Below are 15,519 nucleotides of genomic sequence, written 5' to 3'. Positions count from 1 at the left end.
TGTTCCAACTTTTGGGGTACGGGTCAAGACGCGTGTCTCCAAAGTCGCCCGTGCTGTAAACTGGCGGAAAAAATCGCCAGCTAACAGCACTTTCACGGCCGGCTCCATCCCTGGCCTCCTCCGGTTCTGGTTGTGATTTACGGCGACAATAGTTGGAAACCGTGGCTACTTAGAATTTGCGATTTGGTTGATAGCGACTATAACAGCCATTATCTCAAGTTGCCTAAAAATGTTGTGTTAGCCGTGAGGTCGGCAGCTATGGGCTCAGGCGCGTCGTTCTACTTAGCTAGTAAGCGACCTTCTTACTGGCTTAGTAGAAAACCAAGCTTGTAGACTCGGTCCTTTCGAGGCTTCAAGTTGTGTTCGCACCGATCCAGCCCATAGCTGCTGACCGGTAAGGCGTAAGCAATCACTAGGTTGCCGAGTCTTAGACCTGCTGTTGTTAGAACTAGTATGAACGATATTCTTTTAACTGTTGGTTAGTAAAGATAATGACTGTCGACGGGCTGGAGATCGGGCAGAAATTCTCAAGAAATGACTAACCTTTGTGGTTTGAAGTTGACGTGACCGCTCAATATGCTACTATTTAGTTTGTTATTGGATTTTTTAAACACGAACCCCCGGGTAAAGCAACGGGGGAATTAACCAGATAAAGTAGGAGATTCTACATGAAAAAAGTAATTACTTATGGAACGTTTGACCTATTACATAAGGGTCACATTCGCTTGTTGAAACGGGCCGCTGCTTTGGGTGACGATCTAACGGTGTGCGTCTCTTCTGATGAATTTAATGCGGAAAAGGGTAAGCGCGCTTACACGTCTTACGAGGACCGTAAGTACATCCTCGAAGCGATTCGTTACGTTGATCACGTGATTCCCGAAACAACTTGGGATCAAAAGATTCGCGACGTTCAGGAAAACAACATTGATATTTTTGTCATGGGTGATGACTGGAAGGGTAAGTTTGACTTCTTGAAAGACTACTGTGAAGTGATCTACTTACCACGGACGGAAGGCATCTCCACGACTAAAATCAAGCATGATCTTGGCCTTTCAGATGAAGAGACCTGGAAGGAAGACGAAAAGTAATGCTGGCAATGAAATCCTTAGTCGCAGACTAGGGATTTTTTCATAGGAATGCGTAGACGGAGGCAAATAATGCAGCAGTTTATCTTTTTATTAACATCGTTAAATGGCATGCACAAGCCAAATTTCTCCACCCAGTTACTCAAGGCGTTACAACAGAAGAGTACGGTGACCATCTTGGTAGCCATGGTGGATTTTGAAGCAGTGTGGACGGTACGCCAATATTTAAATCAATTGGCGACCAAGAATCGGCGGGTCAAGGATGTGAAACTTTTGACATTAGCCGACTTGTTCGCGGAAGAACCGGGACTGGCTCTGACAGCGGAAGAACGGCATACCATGGACTTGTCGGATTTTGAGCAACGACTCTTTGCGGCCGATCAGGAACAGATCAAGCGTTATCTCAGTAAGGGACACATGGTGGCGGAATTACGGCAAGTTGACGATGATACCCCGATGAGCTTGCGGCAGTACCAAGCTGACCAGTTGACCCAGGTCGATACGTATGGGCTCGACGGAACGGTTGTCGGGATTGAAAAGATTCAAAATGAGGTGGCACAAACGAGCTACCTGCTTAATCAGCACGGAGAGGCCGTCTTACGCTTTGTCCGGCATGAACGACCAATTGAGCATGTTTATAATTTAAGTGCCACCTCGGCAATGCTAGCGACCCAATTTGCTGATGCTAAGCAAGTGGCTAGTGCAGCGACAATGTCTAAGCGCCAGTTGGAGAAAGCAGAGGCCAATACGGTCGATAAGACGCAGATTATTACGACTACCGAAGCCTACTATGGCGTCTTGGCCTATTCTAACTACCGTCGCTTTAGCGATATCTATGCCTTTTATCAGGCGATCCTCAGTCGCTTACTGACCCCTGAGACACGGTTGTACGTTGATTTAACGGTCAACGCACACTTCTCACCACAAATGCCCAATCAACTGATTTTTAACTACTAAGGAGTTTTTCCATCGTGCGTGCGATTTTATCTGGATTACATCATAAAAAGAATTTACAGGAGCTTGAACTTGAATTGATCGATGTGCCGGAGCCGTTTGACGATCTCGCGGTAACTTTCTTGGAAAAGCAAACCCAAGCGTCAATTACGATTCCCATCAGTAAGGTTGTCAGTGCTCAGGTGGTCCGTTTGCGTTTGGATGCAAGTGACTTGCAATTTGCAGCGGCGGGACAAAGTGAGTTTAGCTGGGAACTTTACCTGAACTTGCAACAGCACCACACTCGGGGATTAATCCAAGTTGAGAGTGAGTATCTAAGCGACCGGCATCAGTTAACTTTAACGAGCTACTACCAGTTGAATAGCGATGCCAATGGGATGGCGCTATTCAACATGCATACGCAACAGGCGGAGGATGAATTCGCCATTAATGCGATTAACTTGCAGGACGATCAATTACAGGTCATCGGGGCTAATCGGATTAACAATCAGCCCATTACGAATCAACGGTTAGTCCTGAAAAACGTTCAGGCAGACAGTTCGGCGGAATGGCCCATTACCCAAATGTCCTTACACGGGTTGTTTACGGGGATTATTCCCTTATCCGATTTGGCGGCGGACAGCACGCAGCAGTTGTTCATCCGCTCGACCGTGGGCGAACAGGAATTGGAGCAACGTGTCGTCTTGGCTAAGTCGTTGGCTGGTCAGGTGACCCAAGCGATTACGGCAGACCACCGACTGGTCATGATCGACAAGCGCTTTGACAACGGGATTCGGGTTCAAGAGACGGCAGCGCCAACGTTACCTCAACGTTTGGCCAACGTACCAGCCAAGGTTGGCGGGGCGACAAAGTTACTGTCGATGCTGATGGATAAGGCCAATCTATTCTATATGCGGCGTCTATTTAAGCGGGGGCACCGGGCATTTGACCAACCAACGCTGATTTTCGAAAGCTTCGGTGGGCGTCAGGTCAGTGACTCGCCTTACGCGATCTATCGACTGTTCACGCAGCTATACCCAGGCTTTACGTTTATTTGGTCGATTGATCGGTCACAGAAGAAGTTCTGTAAGGAAAATGACATTCCATACGTCATCCGGCGAACGGCCAAGTGGGTACGGACTTTGGAGAAAGCCAGTTTCTGGATTAGCAATGCGCGGTTCCCTGCCTGGGTGAAAAAGCCGAATTACGTGACTTATATTCAGACGTGGCACGGGACGCCATTGAAGAAGTTAGGGCTGGATATTGAAAATGTCTCAATGCCAGGAACGACGACCACTAAGTATCACGCTAACTTTGTGCGGGAAGCTAACCGGTGGGATGCGCTGGTATCGCCTAACGATTACTCAACGCGAATTTTCCGGTCAGCCTTTGGATTTAATAATCAAATCTTGAAGGTTGGTTATCCACGGAATGATGAATTGATTAATAGCACCCGTGAAGATGTGACTGCCCTGAAGCAAGAACTGGGGATTCCGTTAGATAAGAAGGTCGTTTTGTATGCACCAACTTATCGGGATAATCAGTTTGCGGAAAAGGGTAAGTATACCTTTGAGTTGCCATTTTCACTGGATGAATTCCGAGAACGCTACGGCCAAGACGCCGTACTGGTTCTGCGGATGCACTACTTGATTTCTAATGCACTGGATATTAGTGGATATGAGGGCGTCGTCTTTGACTTCTCTAACCATCCAAATATCTCGGATCTTTATTTGATTAGTGACATGTTGATCACAGATTACTCATCCGTCTTCTTTGACTTTGCCTACTTGAAGCGGCCGATTCTCTTCTATCCATACGATTATCACATGTATAAGGATGAGCTGCGGGGCTTCTATCTCGACTATGAAAAAGACTTGCCTGGAGAGATTGCGCACAATGAGCAACAGCTCTTGCAGATGATTGGCGACAAGTTGAAGACGCCAGATATGAGTCACGATCAGAAATTCATGGACTTCTATCAACGCTTCTGTTCGATTGATGATGGGTTGAGTTCATTGAAGATTGTGAATTACGTGGTTCAACAAATTGAAAAGAACGGGTAGTCAATGCCTGTCATGCGTAAGCAAAAAGCGAAGCCACAAGGGCTTCGCTTTTCTGTCAATTTGATGATTTTTTAGGACCTAATTGGTTTGGTTGGACAGCTTGACGATAGGCGTAATCGCTGAGACGTTGCGTTACCCGCTCCGAGTGCCCCAACTGAGCAACGTAGTGGTTGAGGATAAACCGATAGTGCCGTTTAACCAAGGTCAGATCAGGGTGCTTGCGTGTGGTCAATTGTCGCTGAGCGGCTTGGGCACGGTGCAGGGAAGCTTTTGGCTGATGTGTGTGCTTGATGAGGTAAGTGACGTTGCGACTCGCCTTCTTAGCGGTGGGCGTCACCGGTTGATTGGCCGCCTGACTGCTGGCTAGAGAAGTATGCATGTTAGCGGTCAGACTGACCATTTCGTAGTATTGGTCCTTCTTCACCTGAACGTGATCGTACGATTTAAAGAGCAAGACGTTCAGTAGGGTCGCAATGATGACGAGGCCTGCGCCGCTGATAATAATGGTCATTGCAGGACGCAACGTCTTCTGTTTGCCCTTAGCAATGAGCAGACCGATAATGCCGCCCACGGTAACGATGGCGCCGAAACTAAAGATGAGCTCGACGATTAAGGCTTCGGTACTTGCCGACATATTTTCACCCGTTTCTCGATAGATTCATTCTTTAATGATACCACGAAATCAGGGCGATGCGGGTTAAAATGGTGGTGAGCCGTGATTTGTCACCTTAAATGTGTTAAAATCAAAACGCTGTGCAATTAAAAATTACGACGAATAAAAATTAAAAATTTTGTGAGGATAAATACTATGAGTGAAAATAAATTAGCGGCTGCGGTCAATAAACGCAGAACCTTTGCCATTATTTCTCACCCTGATGCCGGTAAAACGACGATTACCGAACAACTGCTGCTCTTTGGTGGTGTTGTCCGTGAAGCGGGGACGGTTAAGGGAAAGAAGACCGGGAATTTTGCCAAGTCTGACTGGATGGAAATCGAACAGAAGCGGGGGATTTCTGTAACGAGTTCCGTGATGCAGTTCGACTATCAGGGCAAGCGGATCAATATTTTGGATACCCCTGGGCATGAGGATTTCTCTGAAGATACGTACCGGACGTTAATGGCGGTGGACTCTGCGGTCATGGTGATTGACTCGGCCAAAGGGATTGAGCCCCAGACGAAGAAGCTCTTCCAGATTTGTAAAATGCGGGGCATCCCGATCTTTACGTTTATGAACAAGTTAGACCGTGATGGACGTGACCCCATGGATCTGATTGCTGAACTGGAAGATGTCTTAGGCATTGAAGGTTATCCTATGAACTGGCCTATTGGGATGGGTAAAGAGCTCAAGGGCCTCTATGACCGGTACCATCACCGGGTGGCTTTATTCCGGCCACAAGATGCGGAACATCAATATTTACCACTGACGGACGAAGGTGAACTGGCTGAACACAATGAGCTGGAGAACGATGGCTGGTATCAAGATGCCCGGGACAACATGGAATTGATTGGTGAAGCGGGTAACCAGTTTGATGAAGCCAAGATTGCGAGCGGCGACCAGACGCCAGTCTTCTTTGGCTCAGCTTTGGCTAACTTTGGTGTGAAGACCTTCCTTGAGACCTACCTGGAATACGCGCCCCAACCTGCAGCACATCATACGCAGGAAGATACGGACGTGGCGCCAACCGACGAAGAATTTTCCGGATTTGTCTTTAAAATTCAGGCCAACATGAATCCTAAACACCGTGACCGGATCGCCTTTGTGCGGGTTTGTTCTGGTGAATTTGACCGAGGCATGGACGTGACGCAAGAACGGACGGGCAAGAAGCTACGGTTGTCGAACGTGACGGAATTTATGGCAGACACGCGTGAAAACGTCGAAAAGGCCGTTGCCGGCGATATCATTGGTCTTTACGATACGGGTAATTTCCAAATCGGCGATACGATTTACACGGGTAAGCGAACTGTTAAATTTGAGAAGCTACCGCAGTTTACGCCGGAATTATTCGTGCGGGTAGCCGCTAAGAACGTGATGAAACAGAAGTCCTTCCACAAGGGAATCAATCAGTTGGTTCAGGAAGGGGCCGTGCAACTGTACACTTCGTATTCAACGGGAGATTATATTCTGGGAGCAGTCGGACAATTGCAGTTTGAAGTGTTCCAGTTCCGGATGCAAAACGAATATAACTCTGAAGTGGTGATGGAGCCAATGGGGAAGAAGACGGCTCGGTGGATTGATCCAGCGCAGCTTGATGAACGCATGTCTTCGTCACGGAACTTGTTGGTGAAGGATAGTCATGGTGAGCCACTGTTCTTGTTTGAGAATCATTTTGCGGAACGTTGGTTCGAAGACAAGTACCCAGACGTTAAGTTAACCTCTAAATTATAAAATCAGTTAGCGGCAGTATTCACATGGTGGATGCTGCCGCTTTTTACGTGCCGGAAGATTGAAAGATAAAATACCAACCTTATTCCAGCATTGGTAAAAGTTCTTGCCGTTAAATTAGGCTAAACGGATCGCACTCCGGCTCTGGTTGTGTTTTACCAAAGCAACAGTTGGGAGACATGGCTACTCTGGTAGTTTCACTTCAGTCGATAATGACCGTGACAATCATATCTCAGTCGCCTAAAAACGTACTATGTCGACCGATAAGGCGAGGGGACCACTACGTTGCCTAGTTTTAACTCCACGTTGTTGTTAGAGTCAGTACTTCGGAACTTCAACTTCAGTCCGTGAATTAGAAAAAAGCCAATTATCACACGAAAATCTAAGCAGGCTATTAGTGAATTAACAGGGGATTATATTGTCGCTCATATAAACTAATAAAAGCGCCTTCAATAGGGCAGTTTAAATGATTTGGGGAGAAAATAATGGCTGAAAATAGTAATAAAATCACGCTTATGGCGTTAGTCATGATGATTTTTACCACTGTCTTTGGTTTTGCCAATAGTACGGTGGCCTACTTCTTAATGGGATATTCATCAATCCTATTTTACTTAGCAGCAGCGGTTTTGTTCTTCATTCCGTTTGCTCTGATGATGGCGGAATATGGTGCTGCCATCAAATCCGATGAGGGGAGTGGGATGTATCAGTGGATGGAAGTCAGTGTTAATCCACAGTTCGCCTTCATTGGGACCTTTATGTGGTTTGCGTCCTACATTATTTGGCTAGTCTCAACTTCAGCGAAGGTTTGGATTCCCTTCACCACGCTATTCTTCGGTACGGATCAAACTCAGAAGTTTGCGTTTGCTGGACTAAATGCCACGCAAGTTATTGGGATCTTGTCCTGCCTGTGGATGATCCTCGTGACCTACGTCTCGATCAAAGGGGTCAAGGGTATCGTGCGGGTCACGAGCTTAGGTGGACTAGCCGTGATGAGTCTGAACGCCATCCTGTTAGTGGTTTCTGGGGTGGTCTTGGCCTTGCGCCATGGTCAAGTGGCCCAACCACTGCAGCATTTCATGACGTCACCTCATCCCAACTATCAGCAACCAATGGGAATTATGAGTTTTGCAGTCTTTGCCATTTTCGCTTACGGGGGACTGGAAGTTCTCGGTGGGATGGTCGATAAGACGAAAAATCCAGAGAAGACGTTCCCCAAAGCCATTGTGATCTCGGCAATTGTGATTACTTTAGGCTATGCGATCGGGATTCTCTGCTGGGGGATCAGTACGAATTGGAATGCCGTTCTGTCCGATCCGTCGACCAATATGGGAAACATCAGTTATGTCATGATGCGTAACCTGGGGGATGTTCTAGGACAATCACTGGGATTGAGCGCTGCTACCAGCACGACGATTGGGTTGTGGTTCGCCCGCTACACCGGTTTGGGGATGTTCTTAGCGTACTCGGGGGCCTTCTTCACGTTGACATATTCTCCATTGAAGACGTTGATTCTAGGAACGCCTAAGTCAATGTGGCCGAAGAAGTTCACGGAACTTAATGAAAATGATATGCCTAGTTACGCGATGAAGTTACAATGTACCGTGGTCATCGTCATCATTCTCTTGGCATCGTTTGCCTCAACCGACGCGTCGGCATTTTACAATATTTTAACGCTGATGGCGAACGTGTCCATGACGTTGCCTTACCTCTTCTTGGTTTATGCCTTTCCTAAGTTCAAGCACAATCATGATATTCAAAAGCCTTTCGAGGTCTACAAGTCGCCAAAATGGACGACGATCATTAGTTGGGTGGTCTTTATCGTGGTCTTAGGGGCGAACACCTTTACCTTGATTCAACCCGTATTGGAAAACGACGATCTACAGAGTACCATGTGGATGCTAGTCGGGCCAATCTTGTTCGGCTTGCTGGGAGTGGTTTGGTATCACGTTCGGCAACGTAAGGCCAATCGCGACTAAACTTTAATTTTAATACAGTGTCAGAGGTCTGGGATGAACGTCTCAGGCCTTTTTTGTAAGCAGTGGGGCCCACTTGAAGTGGAAGATGCTTACTGAGAATGTGGCCCATAGTTAGCGGTCAATTTTCGAAGTGATTTCTCGATATTTTGACCGATTAGCCAGCAAATGGTGGTCACATGCTATCCTTTTATAGAGCAAGTATAACGTTGCTTAGGCAATTGAGGACCAACACCGTTTGGGGGCGGAAAGGAGCGGCTATTGATGAAATGGAGAATTTGGTTAGGACTGATCATTGGGTTGGGGAACGTTATGTTGAGTGGGCCCGTGCGCGCTGATACTGATTACGATAACGCGTTAAAGTCGGCGCCGCAGGGAATCTCCTTGGAGAATATCTTTACGCCGGGGACCACCACAACTAACCAGGCAGTCGTGGTTGATACGGCAACACCGGGGACACAAGCGGCTAAAGTAAACAACGGCAAGAAGCAATTTGGCGCATTATGGTCGACAACGGACAATGCGTTTGATTTAACTAAAAATGAAACCGCTTCAATGTGGCTGTATTTCGGTAATACGGGCAAGAAGGCCGCGGATGGGATGGCATTAGTCCTACAAAATGATAGTCGGGGACTCGCCGCGACGCCGACTTTTGGCAAGACCGTCGTTGGAGAAACGTTGGGTGTCTGGGGCGTGGACACGGATAAAAAGCAGGATAATGCTACGAAATTGGCCGCCAGTGCGATTCAAAATAGCTGGGCCTTGGAGTTTGATACCCATCTGAATAACTCATCGAACTATTCGAATGCGGGCTCAGCGGATTCATTTGACGGCAAGCTAGCCGGTCCGCACTTAGCTTACAACTATCCGGGGGAAGTGGGGACTTACCAAATGGTGAAGACTTCACAGATTATCCCACTGCCAGCTTCAGGCTACTACGCAACGCAAAGCCATGAGGGCACGATCGCAGGCGACTATACGTTGTTGGCAAATGGAAATTGGCACCATCTGACATTGAAGTGGAATGCGGATAAGCAACAGATGACCTATACCTTCAACGATAAGAACCCAGCCACCGGGCAAGATCAGGTGGGGATCAGCCAGACAGCGGATTTAGACTTAAGTAAGATTGACCCGACGAATTCTGGGCAGGTCCGGTGGGGCTTCACCGGGGCTACTGGCGATAGCTATGAAAACAATCTAGTTGTGATGGAAAAGATTCCGGGACTGGTAGACGCTCAGGCGGCGACTACGCTGACGGATAAAACGACTAACCAAGTGATTGAAAGCGGTGACATAGTTAAGGGAACGCATCAAGTCCAGTTGGATTACCAGTTAACTTACCGGGATGGCAAACAATCTTGGAAGGATGTTGCGGCGCGGATTCATCTGCCTAGCTCGCTGACGTATGATCAGACAGCATCGATTCGTTATCAGAATGGTCAGACAGCCAAGGTGAGCTTGGCGGAAATGACGGACAATCAACTTGATTTCACGTTGGGCGAGGCCTTAGATGACGATAATGCCACGGCAACTATCTCTTTTACGGGGCAAGCCAACGATATCAAGGCCCCCGTGACGGTAGACGCTGATTCCAGTAGTTTTACTGCTGTCAACGGCGTGGTGACCGCAGATACGCCGAGCTTTACGATCAACCCCACCTTGGAATTGAGCTTGTTCTCATTGTCCGGTAGTAGCGTTCAAGTGGAGGCTGGCCAGGCGGCGACTTTCAAGGGATTAGTCGTGATCCCAGAAGGAGTTGATCTGCATAATACGGATATGACGGTGCAGCCGACCCTGAATGATCAGCCACAAGCTGATTTTGTCATGACAGCTGGGGATGATAATAGTAGCGGACGGTTTGACTATACGGTCAACGCCAACCAATTGAAGGCGGGAACCAATACGCTGAAATTAAAGGTCACGGATCCTTATGGTAACGTCTCGAACACGGTCACGTATACGATCAACGTGCCGGGACAGTTAACCTTTCAAGAGGTATCATCCAAGAGTACCTTCGCCGCTACTCAGCTGACGGGCCAGCACCAGACCGTTAAGCGGACCAAAGATTGGCAAGTGAAGATTCTAGATACGCGAGCGGCCGGCGCACAGTGGTCCTTGCAAGTGATGGGTACTAAGTTTACGACAGCGGATGGGCGCGAACTGGCCGGTGATTTGTACTACTACGACCGTGATGAAAAGAGTCCAGTGACGGCGACCGCGATGACCGTGATGAGCGGGGTTTCCAGCGCACAAGCTGATGTGACCGATGTCGTCGGCGGTTGGGACGATGAGGCCGGACTGATTCTGGAAGTGAACGGGGATGCTATTCAAGGCGAGTATCAAGCCGAGATTACGTGGACGTTGAACAATGTTCCCTGACTAGGGCAACGGTAGAACGGAAGGATTTATATCAAAATGACTTAGCCGGTATAGTGGGAGACACGCTTCGATGATAACCGATTAGTTCAGGGATTCAACGATAAACGCTGAAGCGGCGTCACCGCTAACGGACTACTGAGGTCATGAATGAGCAAACAAAAAAGCCATTGCTACGTTAAAACGTGAGCAATGGCTTTAGTGGTTAAGCGGGTCTAATGAGTGGTGGTCAATTTAGCAGCTTGAGCCTGTGCCGCTTGGGCCACGATGTTAAGGTAGTTGAACGGACGGTCGAAGTTAGGCTGGAAGAGCATGTCGACCATGGCCAAATCGTCGATCGTATTTTCGTTTTGGATGCAGACAGAGAGGGTATTGGCCGACTGGGAAACATCGTACTTGCTCATGAGCGCACCACCGAGAATTCGCCGGGTGTCCGGGTTGTAAACCAAGGACATCAGTACGGGTTCGGTCGTTGGCATAAACTCTGGCCGGTAGTTGTCTTTGACGATGACTTGTTCAGCTTTGACCCCTTGTTGTTGTGCAGCAGCCAAGGTTAAACCAGTGGAGACAATCGTGCGACCGTAGAGTTCAAGTCCAGAAGAGGATTGGGTTCCCATGTACTTAACTGTAGGCTTCACAAGGTTCTTTCCTACCAGAATTCCCTGACGGACAGCGTTAGTGGCGAGGGGGATGTAGGCATTCTTGTGAGTTGGATTGTAGTGTACAGCAGCACTATCACCAGCAGCAAAGATATCCGGATTTGAGGAGCGCATGTAATCGTCGGTGATAATCGCGCCGTTGGGTGCCATATCGACTTTGCCCTTCAGTAAGTCCGTGTTTGGCCGGAAACCAATGCACAGAATTGCCAGGTCGGTATCGTAGCTGCCCTTATCTGTCTTGATGGTCAGGCGGTGGTCGTTGCTGTCAGTAAAGCTTTCAACCGTTTCACCTAGTGCTAGTTGAACGTGATTATCACGGTAGTCTTGTTCGATCACGTCGGTAAATTCGCTATCAAAGTATTTCGGCATAACCCGGTCCATCGCATCGATCAGAGTGACCTCATGACCGGTAGTGGAGTAGGCTTCGGCTAATTCAGCACCGATGTAGCCAGCGCCGATCACCGTAATATGCTTGGCATCCTTGGCTTCTTCGATCAGTGTTTGTGCGTGTGCCCAGTTCTTGCAGAGCTTGACTTTAGCGTTGTCAATGCCCGGAATCTTAGGCACAATTGGCCATGAACCAGAGGTCATCACCAGCTTGTCGTAGGCTGAAGTCGTTTGTTCATGAGTGTTCAAATCTTCAACTGTAACCGTTTTAGTTTCGGGGTTAATCGCTAGGACATTGTGATTCATTTGGACATTGGCGCCGAGTTCAGCGAGTTCCTTGGGACTAGAATAGAACAGACCTTGAGGATCGGCGACTTTACCACCGAGATAGAGGGCAATCCCGCAAGAAAGGAAGGAAATAACGTCATTCCGCTCGTAGACCGTAACTTCGGCATCTGGGTGTTCGGCAAGAATTTGTTTAATTGCAAAGGTACCTGCATGGGTACAACCAACGACTGTGACTTTCATGAATATGGCCTCCTAAGGATAGTTAAAAAATATTGAGATACTATTCACAAACTGATTCAAAAAAATATGAATCAATTGATTACAACTCTATTTTAGACAATTTGGCGCAAATGTCAACACATTTGTGAAAGTGTTACCATTTTGGCAGACAAACAGTGGCTAGTCTTCCTTAAGAGTTAGGAGTAAACTATGCCTGTAGTAATTGGGTCAATTGTAAAGGATCGGCCTAAATTAAGGAGTGGTAGTTTAGATGAAAGCAGCAAAACATTTAACGGCTTGTACGACGGTATTGGTCGGTAAGCAGGCATCAGTGGATGGGTCCACGATGATTGCGCGAAATGATGATACTTTTTTGGCGCTCACGCCGCAACGGTTCTATGTCCATCCGGCAGAGCATGACCAACCCAAGAGAACGTGGGTGTCCAATCAAAATGGCTTTACCGCACCGATTCCTAGCGATGGTTACCGGTATCTCGCGACGCCAAACGTCGAGACGGATAAGACCGGGGAGTACGCTGAGAGTGGGATTAACTCACAAAACGTGGCGATGAGTGCCACCGAAAGTGTTTATGGTAATCCTCAGGCCTTGGCCTTTGATCCCCTAGTTGCCAATGGTTTAGCGGAAGATTCTCTGCAGACGATGGTCTTGCCTTACATTAATTCTGCGCGCGATGGGGTCCGCTACTTGGGCAAGCTCATCAAGCAATATGGATCACCGGAGGGGAATGGGGTACTGTTCTCTGATAACGATGAGGTTTGGTACATGGAGATTGTGACGGGACACCACTGGGTGGCACAACGCATTCCCGATGATGCTTACGCCGTGGCAGCCAATCAGGTAGCCATTCAGCAAGTAACCTTTGATGACCCCGACAATTTCATGTATTCCGAGGGGATTCAGGAGTTTGTCACCGAAAATCACTTGAATCCCGACCAGGCTGGCTGGAATTTCCGGCACATCTTTGGGACTAGCACGGAAAAGGACCGGCACTACAACACGCCGCGAGTTTGGTTTGGTCAACGGTACTTGAACCCTGAAATTGAACAGGATCCCCAGTCCAGTGATTTGCCATTCATTTGCCGGACGAGCCACAAAATTAGTGTGGAAGATGTCGAATACATTCTGAGTTCCCATTACAACGAAACCAAGTACGATCCATTAGGTCCTGGTGCCGATGCCGATCGCTTGAAGTTCCGGCCGATCTCGATGAACCGGACGCAAAACTCACACGTTTTACAATTACGGAATGACGTCCCTAAGGAAAGTTCCGCCATTATGTGGTTATGCTTCGGTGTGCCAGCCTTCAGCCCATACGTGCCGTTCTTTGCTAACGCAACGGACACGGATGATAGCTACAGCCACACGCCAGTTCACTTGGATGACGTCAGTGCCTACTGGATGTATCGGAAGTTGTCGATGATCGTAGAGTCCCACTACATTGACTTCATCGAACAGGATACGGATTACGTCACGGCCGCTAAGGAAAGCCTTCGAGCACACGTGGCGCGGACGCTGGCTAAGGCACGGACGCTTACCGGTGATGAGCTAACGGCCTACTTGACCGCACAAAATCATCAGGTTACGGCGGATATGCGCAAGGTGACGACGCAGTTTACCAATGACTTAATCGAAAAGGGACTGACACTTTCTCGGTTGACCTTCAACATGGATAAGAATCTTTAGAATCAAGTCGTTAAGGTATTCAAAAGCGACCTTCGTAGTGGCTGAAATCGCCGTTACGAGGGTCGCTTTGGCTAGTCGATGTGCACGTGAGGTAAGTGACAGAAAGTTTCTCACGGTTAGCCGCTGATTAGTGTCAGGCCTTAAGTAATAGGAGAAAGACATGGAAAAAATTGATCTTGTTAGTGAAATCAGGGAACTGCTGGACAGTGACCTTACCCCGTATCAGATTGGGAAAGATACTGGGTTGTCAGTTGATTTGATCAGACGCCTTAAAGTCCGGGTACGTCCCATTGAACGCGTAAGTGTTGGGACGGCGCAGACGTTGTTAGACTATAAGCGCGACCGATCAATCTAACTAGAAAAGAGTGGGCCAAAAAAGTGGTTAGCTGGTGAGCATTCGGGCTGACAACCGAATAATCCTGGGCTGGGATGGTTTAGTTGTCAGTTTTAAGCGGAACCAGTTGCCTCTTGGCACACGTGTCAGCCACACGTATTTAGTGTGCAGACAGGGACTGAGACTGCTGTTTCAGTCCCTTTTGCGTAGCGTCACTTAGGACTTCTCATAAATGGCGCGTAAGCTCTTGAGATCAGCGGATGACGGTTGGGTGCGGCCGTGGTCAATGGGCGTCATGACGGAGTCCCGATCTGAACTGTGATCGAGTCCCAGGGCGTGACCCAGCTCGTGCACGGCTACCGATAATTTATAAGATCGCGGATAGGTTGCGTTGAGTTTGGCCGTAGCCGCGTTGGTGGTCAGGATACCTTGCCAGCTGATCCGCTGGGTAATTTGCGGCCCGCCACGACCAAGTTCGATGGTGCGGCGATCGCTGGTTTCTCGATGGTAGTAGATACCCAAGGTGATTTGGTTGCGGTTGGACTCATCACGTCCCGCGGTTAAGTGAACGATGCCAGTTTGATTGTAAATTGCGATCGCTTGGTTGAAAAGTGACCGTACCTGGCTGGGGGTATTGGCTGAGAAATGGTAAACGTACTGGCGTTGGAGCAAGACACCCTGCATGGCCGTCTCAACGGGGGTGTTCTCAGCCCCAGTCTTAGTGGTCGCGTCTTGGAGATTGCGGAGAATAACCCCCTTGGACTGGTAGTGCGCCCCCGAGTGGGTATCGGTTGCCGTAAAAAGCGTGGCAAAGGCGGATTGATAGTAGTTAAATTGAACGGAGAGGGTCCGCCAGTTGCTGATAATAAAGAGACCAACGGCCAAGAGCGTGACGATGAATAAGCGCTTGATGACTTTCACACCGGTCCTTCCTTTCGGGATCATCTAGGTAGTAATGACCGTGATTAGCTTGATTTTAGGGGATATTGTGAACGGGGGCAACTAAGAACACTTGAAAGTTAGGGGGTGTCACGGTTTAACCAGTTGATATTAATATAATTGTATTGAACTGAATTTTACGGCGGAAAGGACATATTGTAAACAGAAAAGC

Annotated in this window: 11 protein-coding genes; 8 read left to right on the top strand and 3 right to left on the bottom strand. The window is 48.2% G+C overall.

Annotated elements, in window-relative coordinates; all coding sequences use genetic code 11:
* The first annotated feature begins 668 nt into the window (after nucleotides 1–668).
* From tagD to HF569_RS11230, 3 genes are all read left to right on the top strand, one after another.
* Nucleotides 669–1,088, top strand: a complete 420-nt coding sequence (gene tagD / locus HF569_RS11240) for a glycerol-3-phosphate cytidylyltransferase (RefSeq protein ID WP_168849952.1) — start codon at nucleotides 669–671, stop codon at nucleotides 1,086–1,088.
* Between the two features lie 69 nt (nucleotides 1,089–1,157).
* On the top strand, nucleotides 1,158–2,042 hold the full coding sequence (locus HF569_RS11235; protein ID WP_168902497.1) for a hypothetical protein: 885 nt from the start codon (nucleotides 1,158–1,160) through the stop codon (nucleotides 2,040–2,042).
* Nucleotides 2,043–2,056: 14 nt separating this feature from the next.
* The gene (locus HF569_RS11230) at nucleotides 2,057–4,081 is read left to right on the top strand and encodes a CDP-glycerol glycerophosphotransferase family protein (protein WP_168902496.1); all 2,025 of its coding nucleotides are present in this window, start codon (nucleotides 2,057–2,059) and stop codon (nucleotides 4,079–4,081) included.
* A gap of 55 nt (nucleotides 4,082–4,136) precedes the next feature.
* On the opposite strand, the gene HF569_RS11225 is transcribed toward HF569_RS11230, so the two are convergent.
* Nucleotides 4,137–4,715 (bottom strand): hypothetical protein, encoded by a 579-nt coding sequence (locus tag HF569_RS11225; RefSeq protein ID WP_168902495.1) that lies wholly within the window; start codon nucleotides 4,713–4,715, stop codon nucleotides 4,137–4,139.
* A 174-nt stretch (nucleotides 4,716–4,889) separates the two neighbouring features.
* On the opposite strand from HF569_RS11225, the gene HF569_RS11220 reads away from it, so the two are divergent.
* The 3 genes from HF569_RS11220 to HF569_RS11210 all read left to right on the top strand — a co-directional run bounded on the left by HF569_RS11220 (nucleotide 4,890) and on the right by HF569_RS11210 (nucleotide 10,819).
* Nucleotides 4,890–6,467 carry a peptide chain release factor 3 gene (locus tag HF569_RS11220; protein WP_168849956.1) on the top strand — a complete coding sequence of 526 codons (1,578 nt, stop codon included), beginning with the start codon at nucleotides 4,890–4,892 and terminating at the stop codon, nucleotides 6,465–6,467.
* Between the two features lie 482 nt (nucleotides 6,468–6,949).
* A complete protein-coding gene (yjeM, locus tag HF569_RS11215) occupies nucleotides 6,950–8,440 on the top strand; it encodes a glutamate/gamma-aminobutyrate family transporter YjeM (RefSeq protein WP_211089051.1) in 1,491 nt (496 codons plus the stop codon).
* A 261-nt stretch (nucleotides 8,441–8,701) separates the two neighbouring features.
* The gene (locus HF569_RS11210) at nucleotides 8,702–10,819 is read left to right on the top strand and encodes a lectin-like domain-containing protein (protein ID WP_168902494.1); all 2,118 of its coding nucleotides are present in this window, start codon (nucleotides 8,702–8,704) and stop codon (nucleotides 10,817–10,819) included.
* A 212-nt stretch (nucleotides 10,820–11,031) separates the two neighbouring features.
* Here HF569_RS11210 and HF569_RS11205 read toward each other — a convergent pair whose 3' ends face one another.
* Entirely contained in the window at nucleotides 11,032–12,390 is a 1,359-nt protein-coding gene (locus HF569_RS11205) for an FAD-dependent oxidoreductase (RefSeq protein ID WP_168902493.1), read from the bottom strand.
* A gap of 250 nt (nucleotides 12,391–12,640) precedes the next feature.
* Here HF569_RS11205 and HF569_RS11200 point away from each other — a divergent pair, with 250 nt between their 5' ends.
* Complete coding sequence (locus tag HF569_RS11200; protein WP_168902492.1) at nucleotides 12,641–14,074, top strand: C69 family dipeptidase; 1,434 nt, start codon at nucleotides 12,641–12,643, stop codon at nucleotides 14,072–14,074.
* A 160-nt stretch (nucleotides 14,075–14,234) separates the two neighbouring features.
* Nucleotides 14,235–14,429, top strand: a complete 195-nt coding sequence (locus HF569_RS11195) for a hypothetical protein (RefSeq protein ID WP_168849960.1) — start codon at nucleotides 14,235–14,237, stop codon at nucleotides 14,427–14,429.
* Nucleotides 14,430–14,624: 195 nt separating this feature from the next.
* Here HF569_RS11195 and HF569_RS11190 read toward each other — a convergent pair whose 3' ends face one another.
* Nucleotides 14,625–15,329, bottom strand: coding sequence for a matrixin family metalloprotease (locus HF569_RS11190; protein WP_168902491.1), 705 nt, complete (start codon nucleotides 15,327–15,329; stop codon nucleotides 14,625–14,627).
* Nucleotides 15,330–15,519: the final 190 nt, after the last annotated feature.

This window comes from Levilactobacillus tujiorum (genome assembly GCF_012641185.1).
Classification (GTDB): domain Bacteria; phylum Bacillota; class Bacilli; order Lactobacillales; family Lactobacillaceae; genus Levilactobacillus; species Levilactobacillus tujiorum.
Note: the sequence above shows the minus strand (reverse complement) of the source record. Positions and strands in the feature narration are given on the sequence as shown.